This is a genomic window from Nesterenkonia sp., from assembly GCF_029265375.1.
Lineage (GTDB): Bacteria > Actinomycetota > Actinomycetes > Actinomycetales > Micrococcaceae > Nesterenkonia.
The window spans coordinates 69608-87589 of the sequence record NZ_JAJUJJ010000008.1 but is presented as its reverse complement, the minus strand read 5'-3'; the positions used below and the strand labels follow the sequence as shown (position 1 = coordinate 87589).

Here is a 17982-nt window from a genome sequence, read left to right as displayed (position 1 = left end):
AGCGGCGCGCTGACCGGCGCATCGCAGCCGAAGTCCGCGCGGTGGCGCCCGCGGTCCGGGTATGTGCATATATCCTTGGGAAACGCATGAGGCGCGGCAGGCGTGCAGCATTGACAGCGGTGAGGAAGGACGAGTCATGAAGGCCCGCATCCTGGTGGTCGACGACGACGAGGCTCTCTCGGAGATGATCGGCATCGTGCTGCGGAACGACGGCTTCGAGCCCACGTTCTGCGGCACCGGCGACGGCGCCCTGGAAGCATTCCGCGCAGCCGACCCGGACCTGGTGCTGCTGGACCTGATGCTGCCCGGGATGGACGGCATCGAAGTCTGCCGGCTGATCCGCGAGGAGGCCACCACGCCGATCATCATGCTCACCGCCAAGTCTGACACCGCCGATGTGGTCCGCGGACTGGAAGCCGGCGCCGATGACTATGTGCCCAAGCCGTTCAAACCTGCGGAGCTGGTGGCGCGCGTGCGTGCCCGGCTGCGCCCGGCCGACAACGGATCGAGCCGCAGCGAGACCGAGACGCTGACCATCGGGGACCTGACCATCGACGTGGCCGGCCATGAGGTGCGCCGCGGCGAGACCAAGATTTCGCTGACCCCGCTTGAGTTCGACCTGCTCTCCACCCTGGCGCGGAAGCCGTGGCAGGTGTGGAACCGGGAGATGCTGCTGGAGGAGGTCTGGGGCTACCGCCACCAGGCTGATACCCGTCTGGTCAACGTGCATGTGCAGCGGCTGCGCTCCAAGGTGGAGAAGGACCCGGAGAACCCCGAAATCATCCAAACCGTCCGCGGCGTCGGATACAAGGCCGGGGGCTAAGGAGCGACGGCGGCCATCACTGAGCAGACCACCTCGCAGCAGCCGGAGAGCCCGGCCGCCCAGGGCACCCGGGCCCCGGAGAGCCGTCCAAGTGCCGGCACGCTGCGCAGCCTGAGCCGGCGCCTCAGCCGCCTGCCGCGCCTGTGGGCGCGCTCGCTGATGGTGCGCGCGGTCTTCTTCACCGGCCTGCTGACCCTCATCGGCACCGGCCTGATCGCCTACTTCCTGGTCCAGCAGGTCACCACCGGCTTCTACCAGGAGCGCTTCGACCAGGTGGAGGCCGAAGCCACCAATGAGCTGATCCAGATCCGCAACAGCTTCGACGCGCTTCCCCCGGTGGACCGCGCCGAGGTGGAGGCCCAGGTCACCGGGGTGCTGGACAATATCGGCGACGGCTCAGCTCTGCCCCGCCGGTTCCTGCTGCTGCCCCTGGAGCAGCCGGAGGACCTTCAGGTCGCGCCGCGCAATTCGGGAGGCATCTCGGAGAACGTGATCAGCGAGGAGCTGCGGGAGGCGGTGCTGACCAGCGGGCAGGAGGCCCAGCACTGGCAGCCGGTGGCCATCGAGGACCCGGAGGGCGGCTCGGCCCCCGGCGTCGCCTTCGGCATCTACGTGCAGATGCCGCCCGGGGAGCCCTACGGGCTGTTCTTCGTCTACGACTTCACCTCAGTGGAGGAGAACGTCAACTTCGTCTACCGGGTCTTCCTCGTGGCCATCGGCGTCATCCTGCTGATGAATATGGGAATCGCCGCCTGGATCACCCGCACCGTGGTCAAACCGGTCTCCCAGGCCGCAGAGGTCTCAGAGCGCATCGCCGACGGCCAGCTGGACCAGCGTCTGGCAGTGGTCGGGGAGGATGAGATCGCCCGGCTGGGACTGTCCTTCAACCGGATGGCCTCCACGCTTCAGGAGCAGATCACCCAGCTGGCGAACCTGTCGAAGATGCAGCAGCGCTTCGTCTCCGACGTCTCCCACGAGCTGCGCACTCCACTGACCACGGTCAGCATGGCGGCCGGAATGCTGTATGAGTCCCGCGACGAGTTCGACCCGATCAGTCAGCGCTCCGCGGAGCTGCTGCACCACCAGGTGGAGCGGTTCCAGGCCCTGCTGGCCGACCTGCTGGAGATGTCACGGTTCGACGCCGGCGCCGCCGAACTGGCTCCCAGCGACGTAGATCTGCGCGCCCTGGCCGAGGAGGTGCTCGCCGCCGCCGTTCCGCTGGCCGACCAAGCCGGGGCTCAGCTGAGCATCGTGGTGCAGGGGGAGGACTTCATCGCGGAGGTGGATCGCCGCCGCATCGACCGGATCCTGCGCAATCTGGTCAACAACGCCATCGAACACTCAGAGGGCCGGCCGGTGGATCTGATCATCGCCTCCAGCCCCACGGCGGTGGGCATCGCCGTGCGCGACCACGGCATCGGCATGAGCCTCGAGGAGGTCTCCCACGTCTTCGACCGGTTCTGGAGGGCCGATCCGGCCCGGGCGCGCACCACCGGAGGATCCGGGCTCGGGCTGTCCATCGCCACAGAGGACACGCGTCTGCACCAGGGCAGTCTGGATGCCTGGGGGCAGACCGGCCAGGGGTCCTGCTTCCGGCTGGTGCTGCCCCGCCGCCAGGAGGAGCCCTACCGGGCCGCGCCCCTGGCGCTGCCGCCGAGCTATTCGCCCGATGAACGTCAGCCGATCACCGTGGACTCCGAGCGGATCACCGCAGAGGTGTTCCACAACCGGATCAGCGAGCAGTCCCTCTACCGCCAGGAGCCCGACTCATGAGCCGCTCCACGCTGAAGCGCGCCGCGGCCGCCGTCGTCGTGATGGTGATGCTGGCCCTCACCGGATGCTCGCCCACCCTGCCCACCGACGGGCCGGTCGGTCGCGCCGAGGCCCCGCCGCCGGAGGACTACGACTACGCCCGCGAGCCGGTGCCGCCCCAGCCCGGCGACGCCCCGGAGGACATCATCCGGGGGTTCATGCAGGCCGGCGCGGGACCGCAGAACGACTACGAGGTGGCCCGGCAGTACCTCACCGAGGAGGCCGCCCAGCAGTGGTCGGCCGATGCGCGCACCTTCGTCTACGCCAGCGATCCCACTATTCAGCCGGCTGAGGGTGAGGCCTTCAGCGTGGATATTGAGGTCGACCGCTATGTGGACGGCAACGGCAGCATGTCCCGGCCCGGGGGAGTGGAGACCTTCCACTTCGAGGTGGAGGAGGTCGACGGCGAGTGGCGGATCTCCGACGCCCCGGAGGGCAAAATCCTTGACACCGGAACCTTTGACGAAGTCTTCACCGACTACACGCTCTACTTCTACGACACCCAGGAGCGCTACGCCGTACCGGATGTGCGCTGGTTCATCAGCCGCCAGGGGCTGGCGGCCGAGATCGCCAACCGCATCCTGCAGGGGCCCGCGCCCTGGCTGGAGGAGGGCGTGGTCTCCGCATTCGGGCCCGGGGCCACCATGGGCAGCCCGTCGGTGCCGGTCTCCGAGCTGACCGCCACAGTGGACCTGGATGCCGCGGCCATCGCTGGAGCCTCCGACCGTGACCTGGCTCTGATGCGCCACCAGCTGAACCTGGCGCTCTCCCAGCTGTCCACCGTGCGGGAGACCGAACTGACGGTCAACGGCAGCCCGCTGCAGGTGCCCGAGCCCGGGGACCTGCCGGAGGATGAGCAGCTGGACATCGAGACCCAGCCGCGGGCAGGGGAGTCCCAGATCGGGGTGCGGGACGGCACGCTGGTGCGCCAGACCGGACGCGCCACCAGCTCCATCACCGGGCTGCCCGACATCTCAGATCTCGATCCGCGCTTCCCGGCGGTGCCCAGCTCACCGCCGGAGCCGGTCTTCGCCTTCATGGACGGGGACCTCACATCCCTCTACCACGTCCGCCCGGACACCGAGGAGCCGGAGCTGCTGGTTGAGGCCGAGCGTCTGACCCGCCCCTCGATGGACAACTTCGGATGGACCTGGACTGTCGCCCATGACGACGGCGAGCCCACTATCCGGGCCTTCTCCTATGAGGCCGACTCCGAGCCGGCCCGCGCAGAGATCACCGCCGACTTCCTGGGCGGACGGGAGGTGACCTCGCTGCGCATATCGCAGGACGGCACCCGTGCCGCACTGGTGGTGGAGGACGCCGGGGTGCGCACTCTGTTCATCGCCTCTGTGGTGCGCGACGGCTCCACCGGTGTGCCCCGGGGCCTCGGCGGGCACTACATCCTGAATGCTGATGTGCCGGTCGAAGAGGTCCGCTGGGCGGAGAACGACGCCGTGATGGTCTGGGAGCCCTGGGACCCAGACGAGGAGGAGGCGCCCGCTCCGGCTGAGGTGCAGCGCATCAACCTCTCCGGAACCCTCTCCGAAGAGGAGGAGGCCGTCAGCGGCCTGCTCAACGTCTCCGTGGGGGAGGGCCAGTCCAATATCTACATGGAGCAGGCCGGAGACCGGGTCTACTCCCGAGTCGGTGAAGGCTGGCAGGCCGAGGACGAGATTGACGTGCGGGACCTCTCCTATCCCGGCTGATCCCGGCTGAGAGTTATCCCCAGATCCGGCGCACTCTCCCCAGCCCGGCTGCGAGGCTGAGCGGCGGCGGCCGCGGCGGGTGAGGCTGAGACCATGCTGCGCCGTCTGGATGCGATGTGGTTCTCCCCAGCTGCCCGGAGCCTGCGCGCCGCCGTCGGCCGTGCAGCCGATCTGGTGATGCCCGCCTGGTGTGTGGGATGCCGCGCCGAAGGGTGCGATCTGTGCCCGGCGTGCGACGAGGAGATCCGGCTGCGCACCCGCCGACCCTTCCGCGCCGAAGCCGCAGCCGAAGCGCTGCCGCTGCTTGAGGATCTGCAGGTGCTGCCGGTGTACAGCGCCGCGGAGTACTCCACGCTGATCGCGGAGGCGATGCTGGCCTTCAAGGAGCATGAGCGGATCCGGCTGGCCGGGGCGCTGGCGCCGGGACTGGGCCGCGCTCTGGCCGCGGCGGCACAGAGCTGCCGCAGCGAGCAGCCGCTGCTGATCTGGCCCCCGCCCTCACCCAGGTCCCAGCTGCGCCGCGGCCGGCACCCGCTGGGCGAGCTGCTGGCCCGTGCCCGCGTCCCAGAGCATCTGCGCCCTGCTGCGGGCCTGCTGCGGCACCGAGTCAGCGCCGCAGATCTGGCGCCGGCAGGACGCGGCCAGAAGACACGGTCCAAGTCAGCCCGGAGGCAGGCCGCAGACCGGTTCCGCCTCACCGCGCAGGGGGCCGAGCAGCTCCCGGGGGCCGAGGTGATACTGGTCGACGACGTGCTGACCACCGGCTCCACCCTCGCCGCCCTCTACCGCGTGCTGACCGAGGCCGGGGCTGCGGTGCCGGCAGCGGCAGTCCTGGCTGCATCCCCTGGAACGCCACAGGACACCGGAGTCGATGCAGGTCAGGAATGAATTGCCGACAGCCTCTTCCGGGACTCTGCTTTTCGGCATAGCCTGAAGTATGGGTACTTGAGAAAGAGTCCCATCGCAGCAGCGGTGGGCTCGCCGCAGAGTCCTTCATCCCGTTGCTGCGCATACCAGCACGGACGCCAAGGAGGACACTTATGGCTCTGCAGACCACCTATACCGGCCGCAACATCACCATCCCTGACCGGTTCAAAGAGCACGTCGACTCCAAGAGCGAAAAGATCGAGCACCTCGCCGACAAGGGACAGCGGCTGGAGGTCAAAGTCTCCAGTGAAAGCTCGCACCGCCGGGCCGACACCACCATCACCGTGGAGCTCACTGTTGTGGGACGGGGCCGCGTCATCCGCTCCGAAGCCCAGTCCGAGGACAAATTCGCCGCCTTCGAAACAGCATTCAACAAACTTCTGGAACGTCTCCGCCGGGCCCGCGACAAGAAGAAGAGCCGGGCCCGCAGCGACAGCGTCAACGGCCACCACACCCCCTCGGTCGGCGAGGCGCTGGCAGGCCTGACCCCGGCCGACTCGACCCGCCCGCTCTACGAGCAGGTCCTCGACGCCGAAGCTGCCGATGACACTCCGCCTCAGGAGGACGAATGGGATGAGCCGATCCGCATCCGGCGCAAAGTCTTCCCCGCCCAGCCGATGAGCGTGGACGCCGCCGTCGACGCTATGGAGCTGGTCGGTCACGACTTCTACCTCTATATCGACGCTGAGACCGGCCTGCCCTCGGCGGTGTACCGCCGGCGCGGCTGGACCTACGGAGTCATCTCCCTGGACCCGGAGATGACCGCCGAGACGCCCGCCACCGAGGAGCGTGCCTACCGCGCCACCAACGGCACCACGCGGGCCCACGTGCAGGCCGCCTGAGCCGGCCGAGCACACCCCGGCCCGGAGGCGGCAGCCGCAGCATCAGGCCGCAGCTGCCGCTTCCAGGGCCCTCGGCCCCGGGACCGGTGTTTCGCCGCAAGACTCAGGTTGGCCGTACACTGGCAGATGGTCTGGTGTGTCCCAAGCACGCCCGATGACGCTGAACGTACCTGACGGAGAAACCGACTGTGCCCACCCTGCTGGAAAAAGTCCTCAAGACCGGGGAGAAGAAAGTCCTCAAGCGGCTGCGCGGCTACGCCGATGCAGTGAACCTCTTGGAGGAGGAGTTCAAGGAGCTCTCCGACGCGGAGCTGCGGGGAGAGACCGACCGGTTCAAGGAGCGCCTGGCCGACGGCGAATCCCTGGACTCGCTGCTGCCGGAGGCCTTCGCCGCCGTCCGGGAGGCCGCCGACCGCACCCTGGGTCAGCGCCACTACGACGTGCAGATCATGGGCGGGGCGGCGCTGCACTTGGGAAATATCGCCGAAATGGGCACCGGTGAGGGCAAGACGCTGGTGGCCACCGCCCCGGCCTACCTCAACGCACTCTCCGGCGAAGGCGTGCACGTGGTGACGGTCAACGACTATCTGGCCAAGTACCAGGCAGACCTGATGGGCCGCGTCTATCGCTTCCTGGGGCTGACCACCGGTGTGATCACCAACAACCTGAGCCCGGCCCAGCGCCGCGAGGCGTATGCCGCCGACATCACCTACGGGACGAACAACGAGTTCGGCTTCGACTTTCTCCGCGACAATATGGCCCAGTCCCTGGATGATCTGGTCCAGCGAGGACACCACTACGCGATCATTGATGAGATCGACTCCATCCTGATCGACGAGGCGCGCACTCCGCTGATCATCTCCGGCGCCGCCTCCGGGGACATCTCCCGCTGGTACACCGACTTCGCCAAGCTGGTGCAGACCCTCACCCGCGACGAGGACTACGAGGTCGATGAGAAGAAGCGCACGGTCGGGGTCCTCGAAGCCGGCATCGACAAGGTGGAGGACTACCTGGGGATCGAGAACCTCTACGAGACCCAGAACACGACCCTGATCCAGTACCTGAACAACGCCATCCGCGCCAAGGAGCTCTACAAGCGCGACACCGACTATGTGGTGGTGGACAACGAGGTGCACATCGTCGACGAGCATACCGGGCGTGTGCTCAAGGGGCGCCGCTACAACGAGGGCCTCCACCAAGCGATCGAAGCCAAAGAGGGCGTGCGCATCAAACCCGAGAACCAGACTCGGGCCACGGTGACCCTGCAGAACTACTTCCGCGGCTACGAAAAGATCTCCGGCATGACCGGCACCGCGGAGACCGAGGCAGCGGAGTTCATGTCCACCTACAAGCTAGGTGTGGTGCCGATTCCGCCGAACAAGCCGCGCCAGCGGATCGATCACAACGATCTGGTCTACAAGAACGAGGTCATCAAGTTCGACGCCGTGGTCAAGGACATCATCGCCCGGCACAAGAAGGGCCAGCCCATCCTGGTGGGCACCGCCTCAGTGGAGAAGTCGGAGTATCTCTCCAAGCTGCTGGCCAAGGCCGGCATCCGGCATGAGGTGCTCAATGCGAAGAATCATGAGCGCGAAGCCGCCATCGTCGCGCAGGCCGGCCGCCTGGGCGCGGTGACCGTAGCCACCAATATGGCCGGCCGCGGCACCGACATCATGCTCGGCGGCAACGCCGAGTTCAACGCCGTGCGCGAGATGGAGAAGCTTGGCCTGGATCCCGAAGCGGATGCCGAAGAGTACGAGGCGAAGTGGGACGAAGTCTTCGCACAGGTCAAGGCAGAGGCCGATGCAGAAGGCGAGAAGGTCCGCGAGCTCGGCGGACTCTACGTGCTGGGCACCGAACGCCACCAGTCCCGGCGCATCGACAACCAGCTGCGCGGCCGCTCAGGACGCCAGGGCGACCCCGGTGAGTCCCGGTTCTACATCTCGCTGACCGACGACCTGATGCGGCTGTTCAACCAGGCGGCCGCCCAGCGGATTATGAACTCCCCGGCCATGGATGATGAGGTGCCGGTCGAGCACAAGCTGGTCTCCGGGGCGATCGCCAATGCCCAGCAGCAGCGCGAGTCGCAGAACACCGAGACTCGCAAGAACGTGCTGAAGTACGACGACGTGATGAACCGTCAGCGCGAAGCCATCTACTCCGACCGCCGCCGCATCCTGGAGGGCGACGACGTCCACGAGAAGGTCCAGCACTTCATCGAGGATGCCGTGGGGCTGATGATCGATGAGAAGACCGCCGCCTCCTCCGCCGAGGACTGGGACCTGGAGGGGCTCTGGGAGGAGCTGAGCGGCCTGTACCCCATCAGCCTGGAGATCGAGGACCTGGTGGAAGAGGCCGGCGGAATCGACCAGCTCACCGTCAAGCTCCTCAAGCGGGAGATCGTCTCCGACGCGAAGATCGCCTACGAGAAGAAGGAAGAGGAGATCGGCTCGGAGCCGCTGCGCCACCTGGAGCGCCGAGTCCTGCTGTCCGTCATCGACGAGAAGTGGCAGGAGCACCTCTACGAAATGGACTATCTGAAGTCCGGCATCGGTCTGCGCTCCATGGCCCAGCGCGACCCGCTGGTGGAGTACCAGCGGGAGGGCTTCCTGCTGTTCCAGGCGATGGCGGAGAGCATCCGCGAGGAGTCGGTGCGCAAACTGTTCGCCGCCGAGGTGCAGGCCGTCACGCCGAAGCCCGAGTCGCCCGCCCTTCCGGGGGTCAAAGACGGACGGGTGGCAGCCGCCGGCAAAAAGATCGCAGTTCCCGGCCTGAAGGACGCCAAGCCCTCCGACTGAGACCTTTGGGCCCTGAGCCCCGGGTCAGCCCAGCTCCATGGCGGTGACCCGCCATCTGCGCCGGTGGGCCTGCAGCCGCAGGGCGCAGGCCCGGGTCCGCTGCTCGTCGTGGAACACCACGGCAACCTCCCAGACCCCAGGTCGCAGCCGGCTGGCGCGCTCCGCCCCGAAGCGCAGCGGCCGGATGCGCACCGGGGAGTCATCCCGGTGGCGGGCCAGCATCTCTGCGCGCTGGCGCACCTTGTGCAGCACTTCATCCTCCAGCCACCGGCTCATCTGCGGGACCGGCCGCAGACCGGCCAGCACTTCGGTGGTGGCCTGACAGACGATCCGGCTGATCGCCACCATTTGGCGCCTTTCCTGCCGGCACGAGGCCAGCTCGTCGGGACGGCGCCCGTCCCCGGCAGCCGAAGAGGCCGCCGATACCGAGTCCGCCGCGCCCATGGCGGCCAGCACTCGTGGGATCTCCGCTTCGCGCTGCAGCCGCAGCCGCGGAACCGGACGGTCCTCAGCCGCACTGAGCTGCGCCTCGGCCGCCTGGACCGCATCCACCATGGGATCAGCGGCGCGCAGCGGCCGGGGGCCCCGGTGCGCTGCCGGCAGAGTGCCTGCATCTGCAGCCGCGCTCATGACCAGACTCCTGCCTCAGTTTCACTGCTGGTCGCCGCCGTGACGGCCGGGCCGGGCCGGCGCAGCAGCGTCCCTGCCCGCAGCGCGCCCGGCTCCGGGCCGATCGTGTGGCGGTTCGCCCGATACCAGCGAGGCCACTCGGCAGCCACCTCCCAGTCAGTGGCCATCGGACCCGCGTAGTCCGCGGCGATGCTCCACAGGGTCTGGCCCGGCCGCACGGTGACGGTGGCCTCATCGTCGGGCACGGTGCGTGTGCTGGTGCCGAGATGGCGAAGAGATGCTCGCTCAGGCCTGCGGGGAACGAAACTCATCATCAACCTCCACTCTGACGAACAATCCGATATGAGTACGTTTGATGTGGGTTGGTGACAACAGAGAGTACACGATGGCGGCGCGGGGCGCCAGGGTGGAGGTACTCTGATCCTGCCGAGGGCTGGTGAGCGCCCCGGCGGAGGGGAGGCAGCGCTGATGCGCTGGGAGTCGCTGTTCGCAGACCTGGAGGCGCAATGGGCCGCCAGAGAGTCGGAAGATCTGGACCAGCAGATCGCAGAAGCGCTGGAGCTGGAGCGCTCACGGATGCTGATGGCCGACCGGCTGCGTGCCGCCGTCGGCGGTGATCATCCGGTGCGGCTGCGTGGGGGCTTGGGGCTTCAGCTGCGCATCAGCGAGGTGGGCGCTGACTGGCTCTGGGGTCACGTCGCCGGACAGGCCGTGCTGGTTCCGCTTCAGGCCCTGGAATCAGTGGGCGGACTGGCGCTGCGGGCGGCCGCCGAGCCGAGTCGCACCCGTCAGCGGCTGGGGATCACCGCGCCGCTGCGCGCACTGGCGCGCGACGGCCAGCACGTGGTGGTGCACGGAGCCCAGGGCCCGCTGGGCGAAGGACTGCTCACCCACGTGGGGCGGGATCATATCGATGTGCGCACTGGAAGCCCGCCTGAGGCGGGCGACGGCGCATCCGGCGGTGAGCAGGCGCCGGGCAGCGGCGACCGGAACCCCGGCGCCCCGACGCTGACCATTCCGCTGAATGCGGTGGTGATGCTGCGCAGCCGGTGAGCTTCAGGAAGGCTGTTCGGCCTGACTGCGCCGGGCCTCGCGCTGAGCGGCGTACTGACGGTCGATGTACTCGTCCAGCTTCGCCTCCTCCACGCGCCACTGACCGCGTCCGCCGATCTGAATGCCCTCCAGATCGCCGCTCTTGATCAGAGCCCGGGTCTGTGACATCGAGATGTTCAGCGCCTCGGCCACATCCGGAAGGGTGAGGAACCTGCGCATCGATCCATCCTCTCGCAAATGTTTGGTGACGTTTGGTCCATTATGGCATCTCCACTGTGAATACCGTGCATTCTCGCACGTTCTCCACAGGGCGGTGCCGCCCCGGCACAGGTTCGACTACTGTGAAGAACGTGAGTCAGGTCACCCAAGAGAAGACAGCAACGTCATCGGCCCTGCGCCTGCGGCGCCCCTCCTGGCGGGACCCGCGGCTGCTCGTCGGTCTGCTCATCGTGCTGCTCTCCGCGGCCGGAGTGATGGGTCTGCTGGTATCCCAGGACCGCACAGTCGCCGTCTACGCGGCCGAGCGGCCGCTGAGCACCGGAGACCAGCTCAGCACCGAAGACCTGCGCACTGTGCGCGTGCGTATTCCCGACGCCGCCCAGCACTACCTCTCCGGCGAGCAGGAGGTGCCCGAGGGTATGCGGCTGACCCGGCGGGTGGAAGCCGGCGAGCTGCTCCCAGCCTCCGCGCTGGCCGAAGAGGACCCGTCCGGCCGGCAGGCAGTCACCGTGCAGGTGGACCACGACCTGGCCCGGGCTGTTCAGCCGGGCCGCCTGGTGGACGTCTGGGCGGTGACTCCAGCAGCTTCGGCCGAGCAGGAGCCGGACGTGGCCCTGCTGGCCGCAGGCGCCGAAGTCACCGATATCCGCGAATCCAGCTCCGCATTCGGCACTTCCGGGTGGGTCACCGTGGAGATGCTGGTCACCGCCGAGGAGCTGACCGATCTGCTGGCCGCCACGGGCAGCGGGGCAGTGGTCTCGGTGGTGCCGGCCGGAGAGGACGCCGTCTGATGCAGCGCTGCTCAGTGCTGGCCACAGGTCAGCTGGAGACTGATCACGTCACCGCCCTGGAGCGTCTGCACACCCCGGTCACCGTGGACCGCCGCTGCGCAGATCTGGCCGAACTGATCGCCGCAGCCCGCACCTACCGAGCCGATGCCGTGCTGCTGATCGGCTCCACGGAGAAGCTCACCGCCTCAGTGATCGCCGAGCTGCTGGGCCAGCGGCTGCGCGTAGTGGTCATCTCCGACGCGGCGGCCGAACGGGACCGGCTGGCCGCGCTGGGGGCGGTCACCTGTGCAGACAGCGTCGAGGCTGAGGCCCTAGCCCAGCTGCTGGCCGGCACCGGGGACGGCTCCGCAGGTGAGGGCACCGATCAGTTCCGCGAGGCTGACCACCGCGACGTCGGCCGCCGGTACCCCGCACCTGCTGGGGGACAGGAGGAGCCGGCCGGCAGCGGCACCGACGAGCAGTTCGAACAGCTGATGGAGAGCAGCGGCCTGGCGCCAGCGGCCGAACCGGTCGCTGAGGCGCAGCAGCGCGGGGACGCGACCGGTCCGGAGCGAGGGCTCAGCGCCGTCCGGCTGCAGGGCATCACCGCTGTCTGGGGCGCGGCCGGATCACCGGGACGCACCACAGTAGCGGTGAACCTGGCCGCAGAGCTTGCGCTGACCGGAGCCCGGACGCTGCTGGTGGATGCTGACACCTATGCCGCCTCCGTCGCGGTGCATCTGGGACTGATGGAGGAGTCAGCCGGGCTGGCCCAGGCCTGCCGCGCAGCCGAAGTGGGACGGCTGGACTCGGCGGCACTGGCGTCCGCGGTGACCGGGGTGACTCTTCAGGGACGCCGCCTGGATGTGCTGACCGGCCTGCCCCGCCCGGAGCGGTGGACCGAGCTGCGCCCCCACGGCCTGCAGTCGGTGCTCACCCAGGCCCGCGCCGACTACCAGCACATCGTGGTGGATATCGCCCCCTGGATCGAACCCGACGCCGGCGTCGATCCGGACTCCAGAGCCCCGCAGCGCAACGCCGCCGCCCGTACCGTGCTGGGGACGGCAGACACGGTGCTGACCCTGGGCAGCAGCGATCCGGTGGGATTCTCGCGGCTGATCAAGTCCGTTCAGCAGCTCGGCGAGCTGCTCCCGGAGGCCGCAGACCCCACCCCGGTGGTCACCCAGCTGCGGCGCGACGTCGTCGGACGATCCCCGCGCGGCCAGCTCGCCGAAGCGTGGCAGCACCTGGGGCCAGCCCCGGCGCTGCACGCCTATCTGGCCTGGGACCCCGCATCCTGCGCAGCCGCGCTGCGGGCAGGTCAGGTGCTCGCCGAGGCGGCAGAGGACTCCCCGCTGCGGCGGCAGATCGCCGCGCTGGCCGGCATCGAGATCCCGCCGCGGCGCCGTCTGCGGCTCCGGCTGCCCAGCCTGGGCAGGACACCCGGCCGCCCAGTCGAATCGACCGTCTCCAAACGGTAAGGTGATGGGTGTCTCACCGCCGAGGAATAAGGATGATGGCACCCCATGGCTGATCTGCCCCCCACTTTGTGGACCCGCGACGATGCGGAGCTCGACGATCTCGCAGACGCCTACTTCGCACATATCGCCGAGGAGGACCTCGCCAAGCTGGACCAGGAGCAGCGCCGCCGCCAGCTGGAGGCACACGTGAGCCTGGCCGGCTCCCGCACCGACTCCGACCCGGCGGTTGCGGTGAATACTCTGGGGCGGCGCAGCGTGGTGCAGGTGGTCACCGACGATATGCCGTACCTGGTGGATTCGGTCACCGCGGAGATCACCCGCTGCGGCCACGCCATCTCCCTGGTGGTCCACCCCATCCTGCTGACCACCCGCTCCACCTCCGACCGGGGGCTGAAGACGGTCAAGGCCGTGCCCACCCAGGCGCGGTCGCTCTCCTCCGGCGACACGCAGACCATGCCGTCACTGAGCTCCCTGCTCGATGAGAACGACCGCACACAGGTGGAGTCCTGGATCGCGGTGGAGCTGGACCGAGTCATCGAGCCCGAAGCGGCCGAAGAGCTCATCGCCGGGCTGCACCGAGTGCTCAACGACGTCCAGCTCAGCAATAGCGACCAGGAACGGATGATCACACAGGCGCATCGGGCCGCCGCAGAGATCCGCAAACTCGACAATGTCACCGACCGCGACGAGTCGGCTGAGCTGGTCGACTGGATGGGCGACGGCAATTTCCTCTTCCTGGGCTACCGCGAATACTCACTGACCTGGCCGGAGGACGGCTCCGCCGATCGCGCCCGTCTGGAGCCGGTGCCCGGCACCGGGCTGGGCATCCTCTCCGATGTCAAGGGCACCCCGAAGCCCAAGAGCTTCTCCGAACTCTCAGCCGCCGGCCGCGCCCGGGCCAGGCAGCCGAAGCCGCTGGTGATCACCAAAGCAAACTCCCGCTCCACCGTGCGGCGGCGCACCTACATGGACTATGTGGCGGTGAAGGTCTTCGACGCCGACGGCGAGGTCACCGGGGAGCGCCGGTTCCTGGGTCTGTTCTCCCAGCGGGCCTACACCCAATCCATCGCCACCATCCCGCTGCTGCGCTCGCGGGCCAAGCAGCTGCTGGCCCGGTCCGGCTTCAGCCCGGACTCGCACTCCGGCAGCGACCTGGTGCAGATCCTGGAGACCTATCCGCGCAATGAGCTGATGCAGATGGACATCGGCGAGATCGAAGACGTCGCATGGCAGATCCTGCAGCTGCAGGAGCGCCGCCGCGTGAAGCTCTTCCTGCGCAAAGACCACTACGGCCGGTTCATGACCGCGCTGCTCTACCTCCCGCGCGACCGCTACAACACGGCGGTGCGCCGTCGCGTGGAGAACGAGCTGATGGCTCATATCGACGCCGAGTCCATCGACTTCAACGTCCGACTCTCCGACTCAGTGCTGGCCAGAGTCTTCTTCCGCATGCGGCTGCGCGACGACGCCGGGGAGCTGGAGCTGACCACCGACCAGCTGCAGGCCAAACTGGCCCGCGTGATCCGGTCCTGGGGCGAGGGCATCGCCGAGGAGGCCGCAGAACGGTACTCCGACGCCCACGCCCAGCGGATCTCCCACCGCTGGGGAGAGGCCTTCCCGCCGGACTACCGGGTGCTCTACGAGGTCCCCGACGCGCTGCACGACGCCGCGGAGTTCGAAACCCTGGAGGCCCAGCCGGAGCAGGGCCCCCGGCTGTACTTCTACGCCCCAGAGGGCGATGACCCCGCCGATATGCGGCTGAAGCTCTACCTCACCGAGTCCAAGACGCTCACCGACACCCTGCCGATCATCGATGACTTCGGCCTCTCCATCCTCGACGAGCGGGCCTACACGCTCACCACCGGCGACTCCGTCCAGTTCTACCTCTACGACCTGGGCCTGTGCTATCCCGAGTCGGTGGACCCGCACGCCACCATCGAACTGTTCAAAGAGGCCTACCAGCATGTGCTCACCGGCCGGGTGGAGTCCGATGTCTTCTCCCGCTTGGTGCTGCGGCTGCGGCTGACCATCCGTCAGGTCACGGTGCTGCGCGCCTACGCGAAGTACATGCGCCAGCTGGGCAGCCCGCACTCCTACGACTTCCTCGCCGAGGCGCTGCTGGCCCATCCGGAGGTCTCCCGGGCGCTCATCGGTTACTTCACCGCCAAATTCGACCCGCAGCTGGGCAGCTCCGCCGCTGGAACCGACACCGGCGGGGACTCGCGCGCCGACGCCGTCGCCGCCTGCCGGCAGAAGGTACTCGAGGCGCTGGAGCAGGTCACCACCCTGGATGCCGATCGTGTGCTGAGCACCTTCCTGAACCTCATCGACGCCACCGACCGGACCAACCTCTACCAGGGCCACGACTGGGTGTCGCTGAAGCTGCGTCCTGCCGACATCGACTCCGCGCCCCAGCCGCGACCAGCCCACGAGATCTGGGTCTACTCCCCGTATGTGGAGGGCACCCATCTGCGGTTCGACAAGATCGCCCGCGGCGGACTGCGCTGGTCGGACCGCCAGGAGGACTTCCGCACCGAGGTGCTCGGCCTGGTGAAGGCGCAGATGGTGAAGAACTCGGTGATCGTGCCCTCCGGCGCCAAGGGAGGTTTCTACGCCAAGCAGCTGCCGGACCCCCGCACCGACCGTGCCGCCTGGTTCGAAGCCGGCCGCCAGGCGTACAAGACCTTCATCCGCGGACTGCTGGACATCACCGATAAGCAGGTCGCCGCAGATTCCGACGACGGCACCAGTGTGCAGGTGGTGACCCCGGAGGACGTGGTCGCCCACGACGGCGGTGACTCCTATCTGGTGGTCGCCGCCGATAAGGGCACTGCCACCTTCTCCGACACCGCCAATGAGATCAGCGCGGAGTACGGCCACTGGCTGGGCGACGCATTCGCCTCCGGCGGCTCGGCCGGCTATGACCACAAGGAGATGGGGATCACCGCCCGCGGCGCGTGGGAGTCGGTGAAGTCCCACTTCGCCAGCCTGGGCCATGACACGCAGAGCCAGGACTTCACCGTGGTGGGCATCGGCGATATGGGCGGCGATGTCTTCGGCAACGGCATGCTGCTCTCCGAGCACATCCGTCTGGTGGCCGCCTTCAACCATCTGCATATCTTCATCGACCCCGATCCCGACGCCACCCGCTCCTTCCAGGAGCGACGCCGGCTGTTCGAAGCCGAGAAGTCGGGCTGGGACGCCTATGACCAGGACCTCATCTCAGCAGGCGGCGGAGTCTTCTCACGCAACGCGCGCAGCATTGAGATCACTGACCAGATGCGTGAGCGGTTCGGCATCGAAGCCGAAACCCTCACTCCTCCGGAGCTGATCTCCGCGCTGCTGAAAGCCCCGGTGGACCTGCTCTACAACGGCGGCATCGGCACCTACGTCAAAGCCGAGCACGAGACCCATGAAGAGGTGGGGGACCGGGCCAACAACGCCATCCGCATCAACGGCAGCCAGCTGCGCGCCAAAGTGGTCGCCGAAGGCGGAAACCTGGGGCTGACCCAGGCCGGCCGGATCGAGGCCGCGCAGCACGGTGTGCTGATCAACACCGACGCCATCGACAACTCCGCCGGTGTGGACTCCTCTGACCATGAGGTCAATATCAAGATCCTGCTCTCCGGGCTGATCGACTCCGGGCACTTGGAGGCCTCCGCCCGGGATGCGCTGCTGCAGGAGATGACCGATGAGGTCGCCGAGCACGTGCTGCGCAATAACCGGGACCAGAATGTGCTGCTGCTGACCGACAGGCAGCGGCTCTCCGACTGGTCGCCCAGCTTCGGGCGGCTGATCACCTGGCTGGAGGAGCATGCCGGTCTGGACCGCGAGCTGGAGGTGCTGCCCAGCGATGAGGATATGCAGCAGCGGCTGTCCGACGGCGTCCCTCCGCTGACCGCCCCAGAGCTCTCAGTGCTGGCCGCCTACGCCAAGATTCAGCTCAAGGGCGCTCTGGTGGCCTCGGATCTGCCCGCGGACCCATGGTTCGCCCAGGTGCTGGAGGAGTACTTCCCGCAGCAGATCACCTCGCGGTTCGCCCAGCAGCTGTCGCGGCACCCGCTGCAGCACCGCATCATCGCCAATGTGATCGCCAACGACGCCGTCAATATGGGCGGATCCACCTTTGTCTTCCGGACGATGGAGGAGACCTTCGCCTCAGAGGAGCAGGTGATGCGGGCCTTCCTGATGGCCCGGGAGATCTTCCGGCTCGACGAGTTCGACGCCAGCATGCGCCGGCTGCCGGTGGACTTCCCCACCTCATCCTGGGCGCCGGTGTACGTGGATATGCGGCGCCTGCTGGACCGCGCGGTGCGCTGGTTCATCAATAACCACATCCCTGCCGGCTCGCTGGCCGAGGACATCGCCGGCTACGCCGCCCACATTGAGCCGCTCTACGGCAGGGTCACCGAGCTGCTGGTCGGTGCCGACGCAGAGCGGGTGGCTGCCAAACGCGCAGAGGCCGAGGCCGAAGGCATGGACCCCCAGCTGGCCCAGTGGTACTCCGAACTGTTCGAGGCCTTCTCCCTGCTGGATGTGGCCGCCCTGGCCGAGAAGCTGCAGCTGGATTCCCAGCAGGTGGCCGAGGTCTACTATGCGGTCTACGCCGATTTCGACGCCGACACCGTGCTGGAGTCCATCACCGGACTGCCGCGCAGGGACAAGTGGCAGGCGCTGGCCCGCGGGGCCCAGCGGGACGAGCTCTACCATGCGCTTCGGGAGATCACCGAGGCGGTCCTGACCACCACTGAGTCCGCCGAGGCCCAGCAGCGGCTGGAGAGCTGGAAGCAGGACCACGCGCCTTCGCTGCGCCGCTCGGAGCGGCTGCTCGCCGAAGTGCGCAGCCGCGATGAGCACAGCATCGCGTCCATCACGGTGCTGCTGCGCCATCTGCGCGGGCTCATCGGAGCCTGACCGGGGC

Annotated in this window: 12 protein-coding genes and 1 pseudogene; 10 read left to right on the top strand and 3 right to left on the bottom strand. The window is 68.1% G+C overall.

Going from position 1 to position 17982, the window contains the following annotated elements:
* Window positions 1–136: 136 nt before the first annotated feature.
* The 6 genes and pseudogenes from mtrA to secA form a co-directional block, all read left to right on the top strand.
* Entirely contained in the window at window positions 137–823 is a 687-nt protein-coding gene (mtrA, locus tag Q1K09_RS05140; RefSeq protein WP_300343800.1) for an MtrAB system response regulator MtrA, read from the top strand.
* A gap of 102 nt (window positions 824–925) precedes the next feature.
* The gene (gene mtrB, locus Q1K09_RS05135; protein ID WP_366909023.1) at window positions 926–2596 is read left to right on the top strand and encodes an MtrAB system histidine kinase MtrB; all 1671 of its coding nucleotides are present in this window, start codon (window positions 926–928) and stop codon (window positions 2594–2596) included.
* A complete protein-coding gene (locus tag Q1K09_RS05130; protein ID WP_300343798.1) occupies window positions 2593–4341 on the top strand; it encodes an LpqB family beta-propeller domain-containing protein in 1749 nt (582 codons plus the stop codon). Before mtrB ends, Q1K09_RS05130 begins: the two co-directional genes overlap by 4 nt.
* Before the next feature lie 93 nt (window positions 4342–4434).
* Window positions 4435–5229: a phosphoribosyltransferase family protein gene (locus Q1K09_RS05125; RefSeq protein WP_300343796.1), complete on the top strand. Its 795-nt coding sequence runs from the start codon at window positions 4435–4437 to the stop codon at window positions 5227–5229.
* 152 nt (window positions 5230–5381) lie between these two features.
* Window positions 5382–6110 carry a ribosome-associated translation inhibitor RaiA gene (gene raiA / locus Q1K09_RS05120; protein ID WP_300343794.1) on the top strand — a complete coding sequence of 243 codons (729 nt, stop codon included), beginning with the start codon at window positions 5382–5384 and terminating at the stop codon, window positions 6108–6110.
* 188 nt (window positions 6111–6298) lie between these two features.
* A pseudogene (secA, locus tag Q1K09_RS05115) lies at window positions 6299–8884 on the top strand (preprotein translocase subunit SecA); the annotation flags it as partial.
* Between the two features lie 48 nt (window positions 8885–8932).
* Here the strand turns inward: secA and Q1K09_RS05110 are convergent.
* Together Q1K09_RS05110 and Q1K09_RS05105 are read right to left on the bottom strand one after the other, a co-directional pair.
* Window positions 8933–9538 (bottom strand): Rv3235 family protein, encoded by a 606-nt coding sequence (locus tag Q1K09_RS05110; protein ID WP_300343792.1) that lies wholly within the window; start codon window positions 9536–9538, stop codon window positions 8933–8935.
* Window positions 9535–9849: a LysM domain-containing protein gene (locus tag Q1K09_RS05105; protein WP_300343790.1), complete on the bottom strand. Its 315-nt coding sequence runs from the start codon at window positions 9847–9849 to the stop codon at window positions 9535–9537. Before Q1K09_RS05105 ends, Q1K09_RS05110 begins: the two co-directional genes overlap by 4 nt.
* A gap of 157 nt (window positions 9850–10006) precedes the next feature.
* Between Q1K09_RS05105 and Q1K09_RS05100 the strand changes: the two genes are divergently transcribed.
* On the top strand, window positions 10007–10591 hold the full coding sequence (locus tag Q1K09_RS05100) for a hypothetical protein (RefSeq protein WP_300343788.1): 585 nt from the start codon (window positions 10007–10009) through the stop codon (window positions 10589–10591).
* Window positions 10592–10594: 3 nt separating this feature from the next.
* Here the strand turns inward: Q1K09_RS05100 and Q1K09_RS05095 are convergent, their stop codons facing one another.
* Complete coding sequence (locus Q1K09_RS05095) at window positions 10595–10810, bottom strand: helix-turn-helix domain-containing protein (protein ID WP_300343786.1); 216 nt, start codon at window positions 10808–10810, stop codon at window positions 10595–10597.
* A 131-nt stretch (window positions 10811–10941) separates the two neighbouring features.
* On the opposite strand from Q1K09_RS05095, the gene Q1K09_RS05090 reads away from it, so the two are divergent.
* The 3 genes from Q1K09_RS05090 to Q1K09_RS05080 are packed head-to-tail and all read left to right on the top strand — an operon-like array spanning window position 10942 to window position 17975.
* Window positions 10942–11601 (top strand): SAF domain-containing protein, encoded by a 660-nt coding sequence (locus Q1K09_RS05090; protein ID WP_300343784.1) that lies wholly within the window; start codon window positions 10942–10944, stop codon window positions 11599–11601.
* Window positions 11601–13061 (top strand): chromosome partitioning protein, encoded by a 1461-nt coding sequence (locus tag Q1K09_RS05085; RefSeq protein ID WP_300343782.1) that lies wholly within the window; start codon window positions 11601–11603, stop codon window positions 13059–13061. The genes Q1K09_RS05090 and Q1K09_RS05085 overlap by 1 nt, the downstream gene beginning before the upstream one ends.
* Window positions 13062–13106: 45 nt before the next feature.
* Window positions 13107–17975, top strand: coding sequence for an NAD-glutamate dehydrogenase (locus Q1K09_RS05080; protein ID WP_300343780.1), 4869 nt, complete (start codon window positions 13107–13109; stop codon window positions 17973–17975).
* The last annotated feature ends 7 nt before the right edge of the window (window positions 17976–17982 follow it).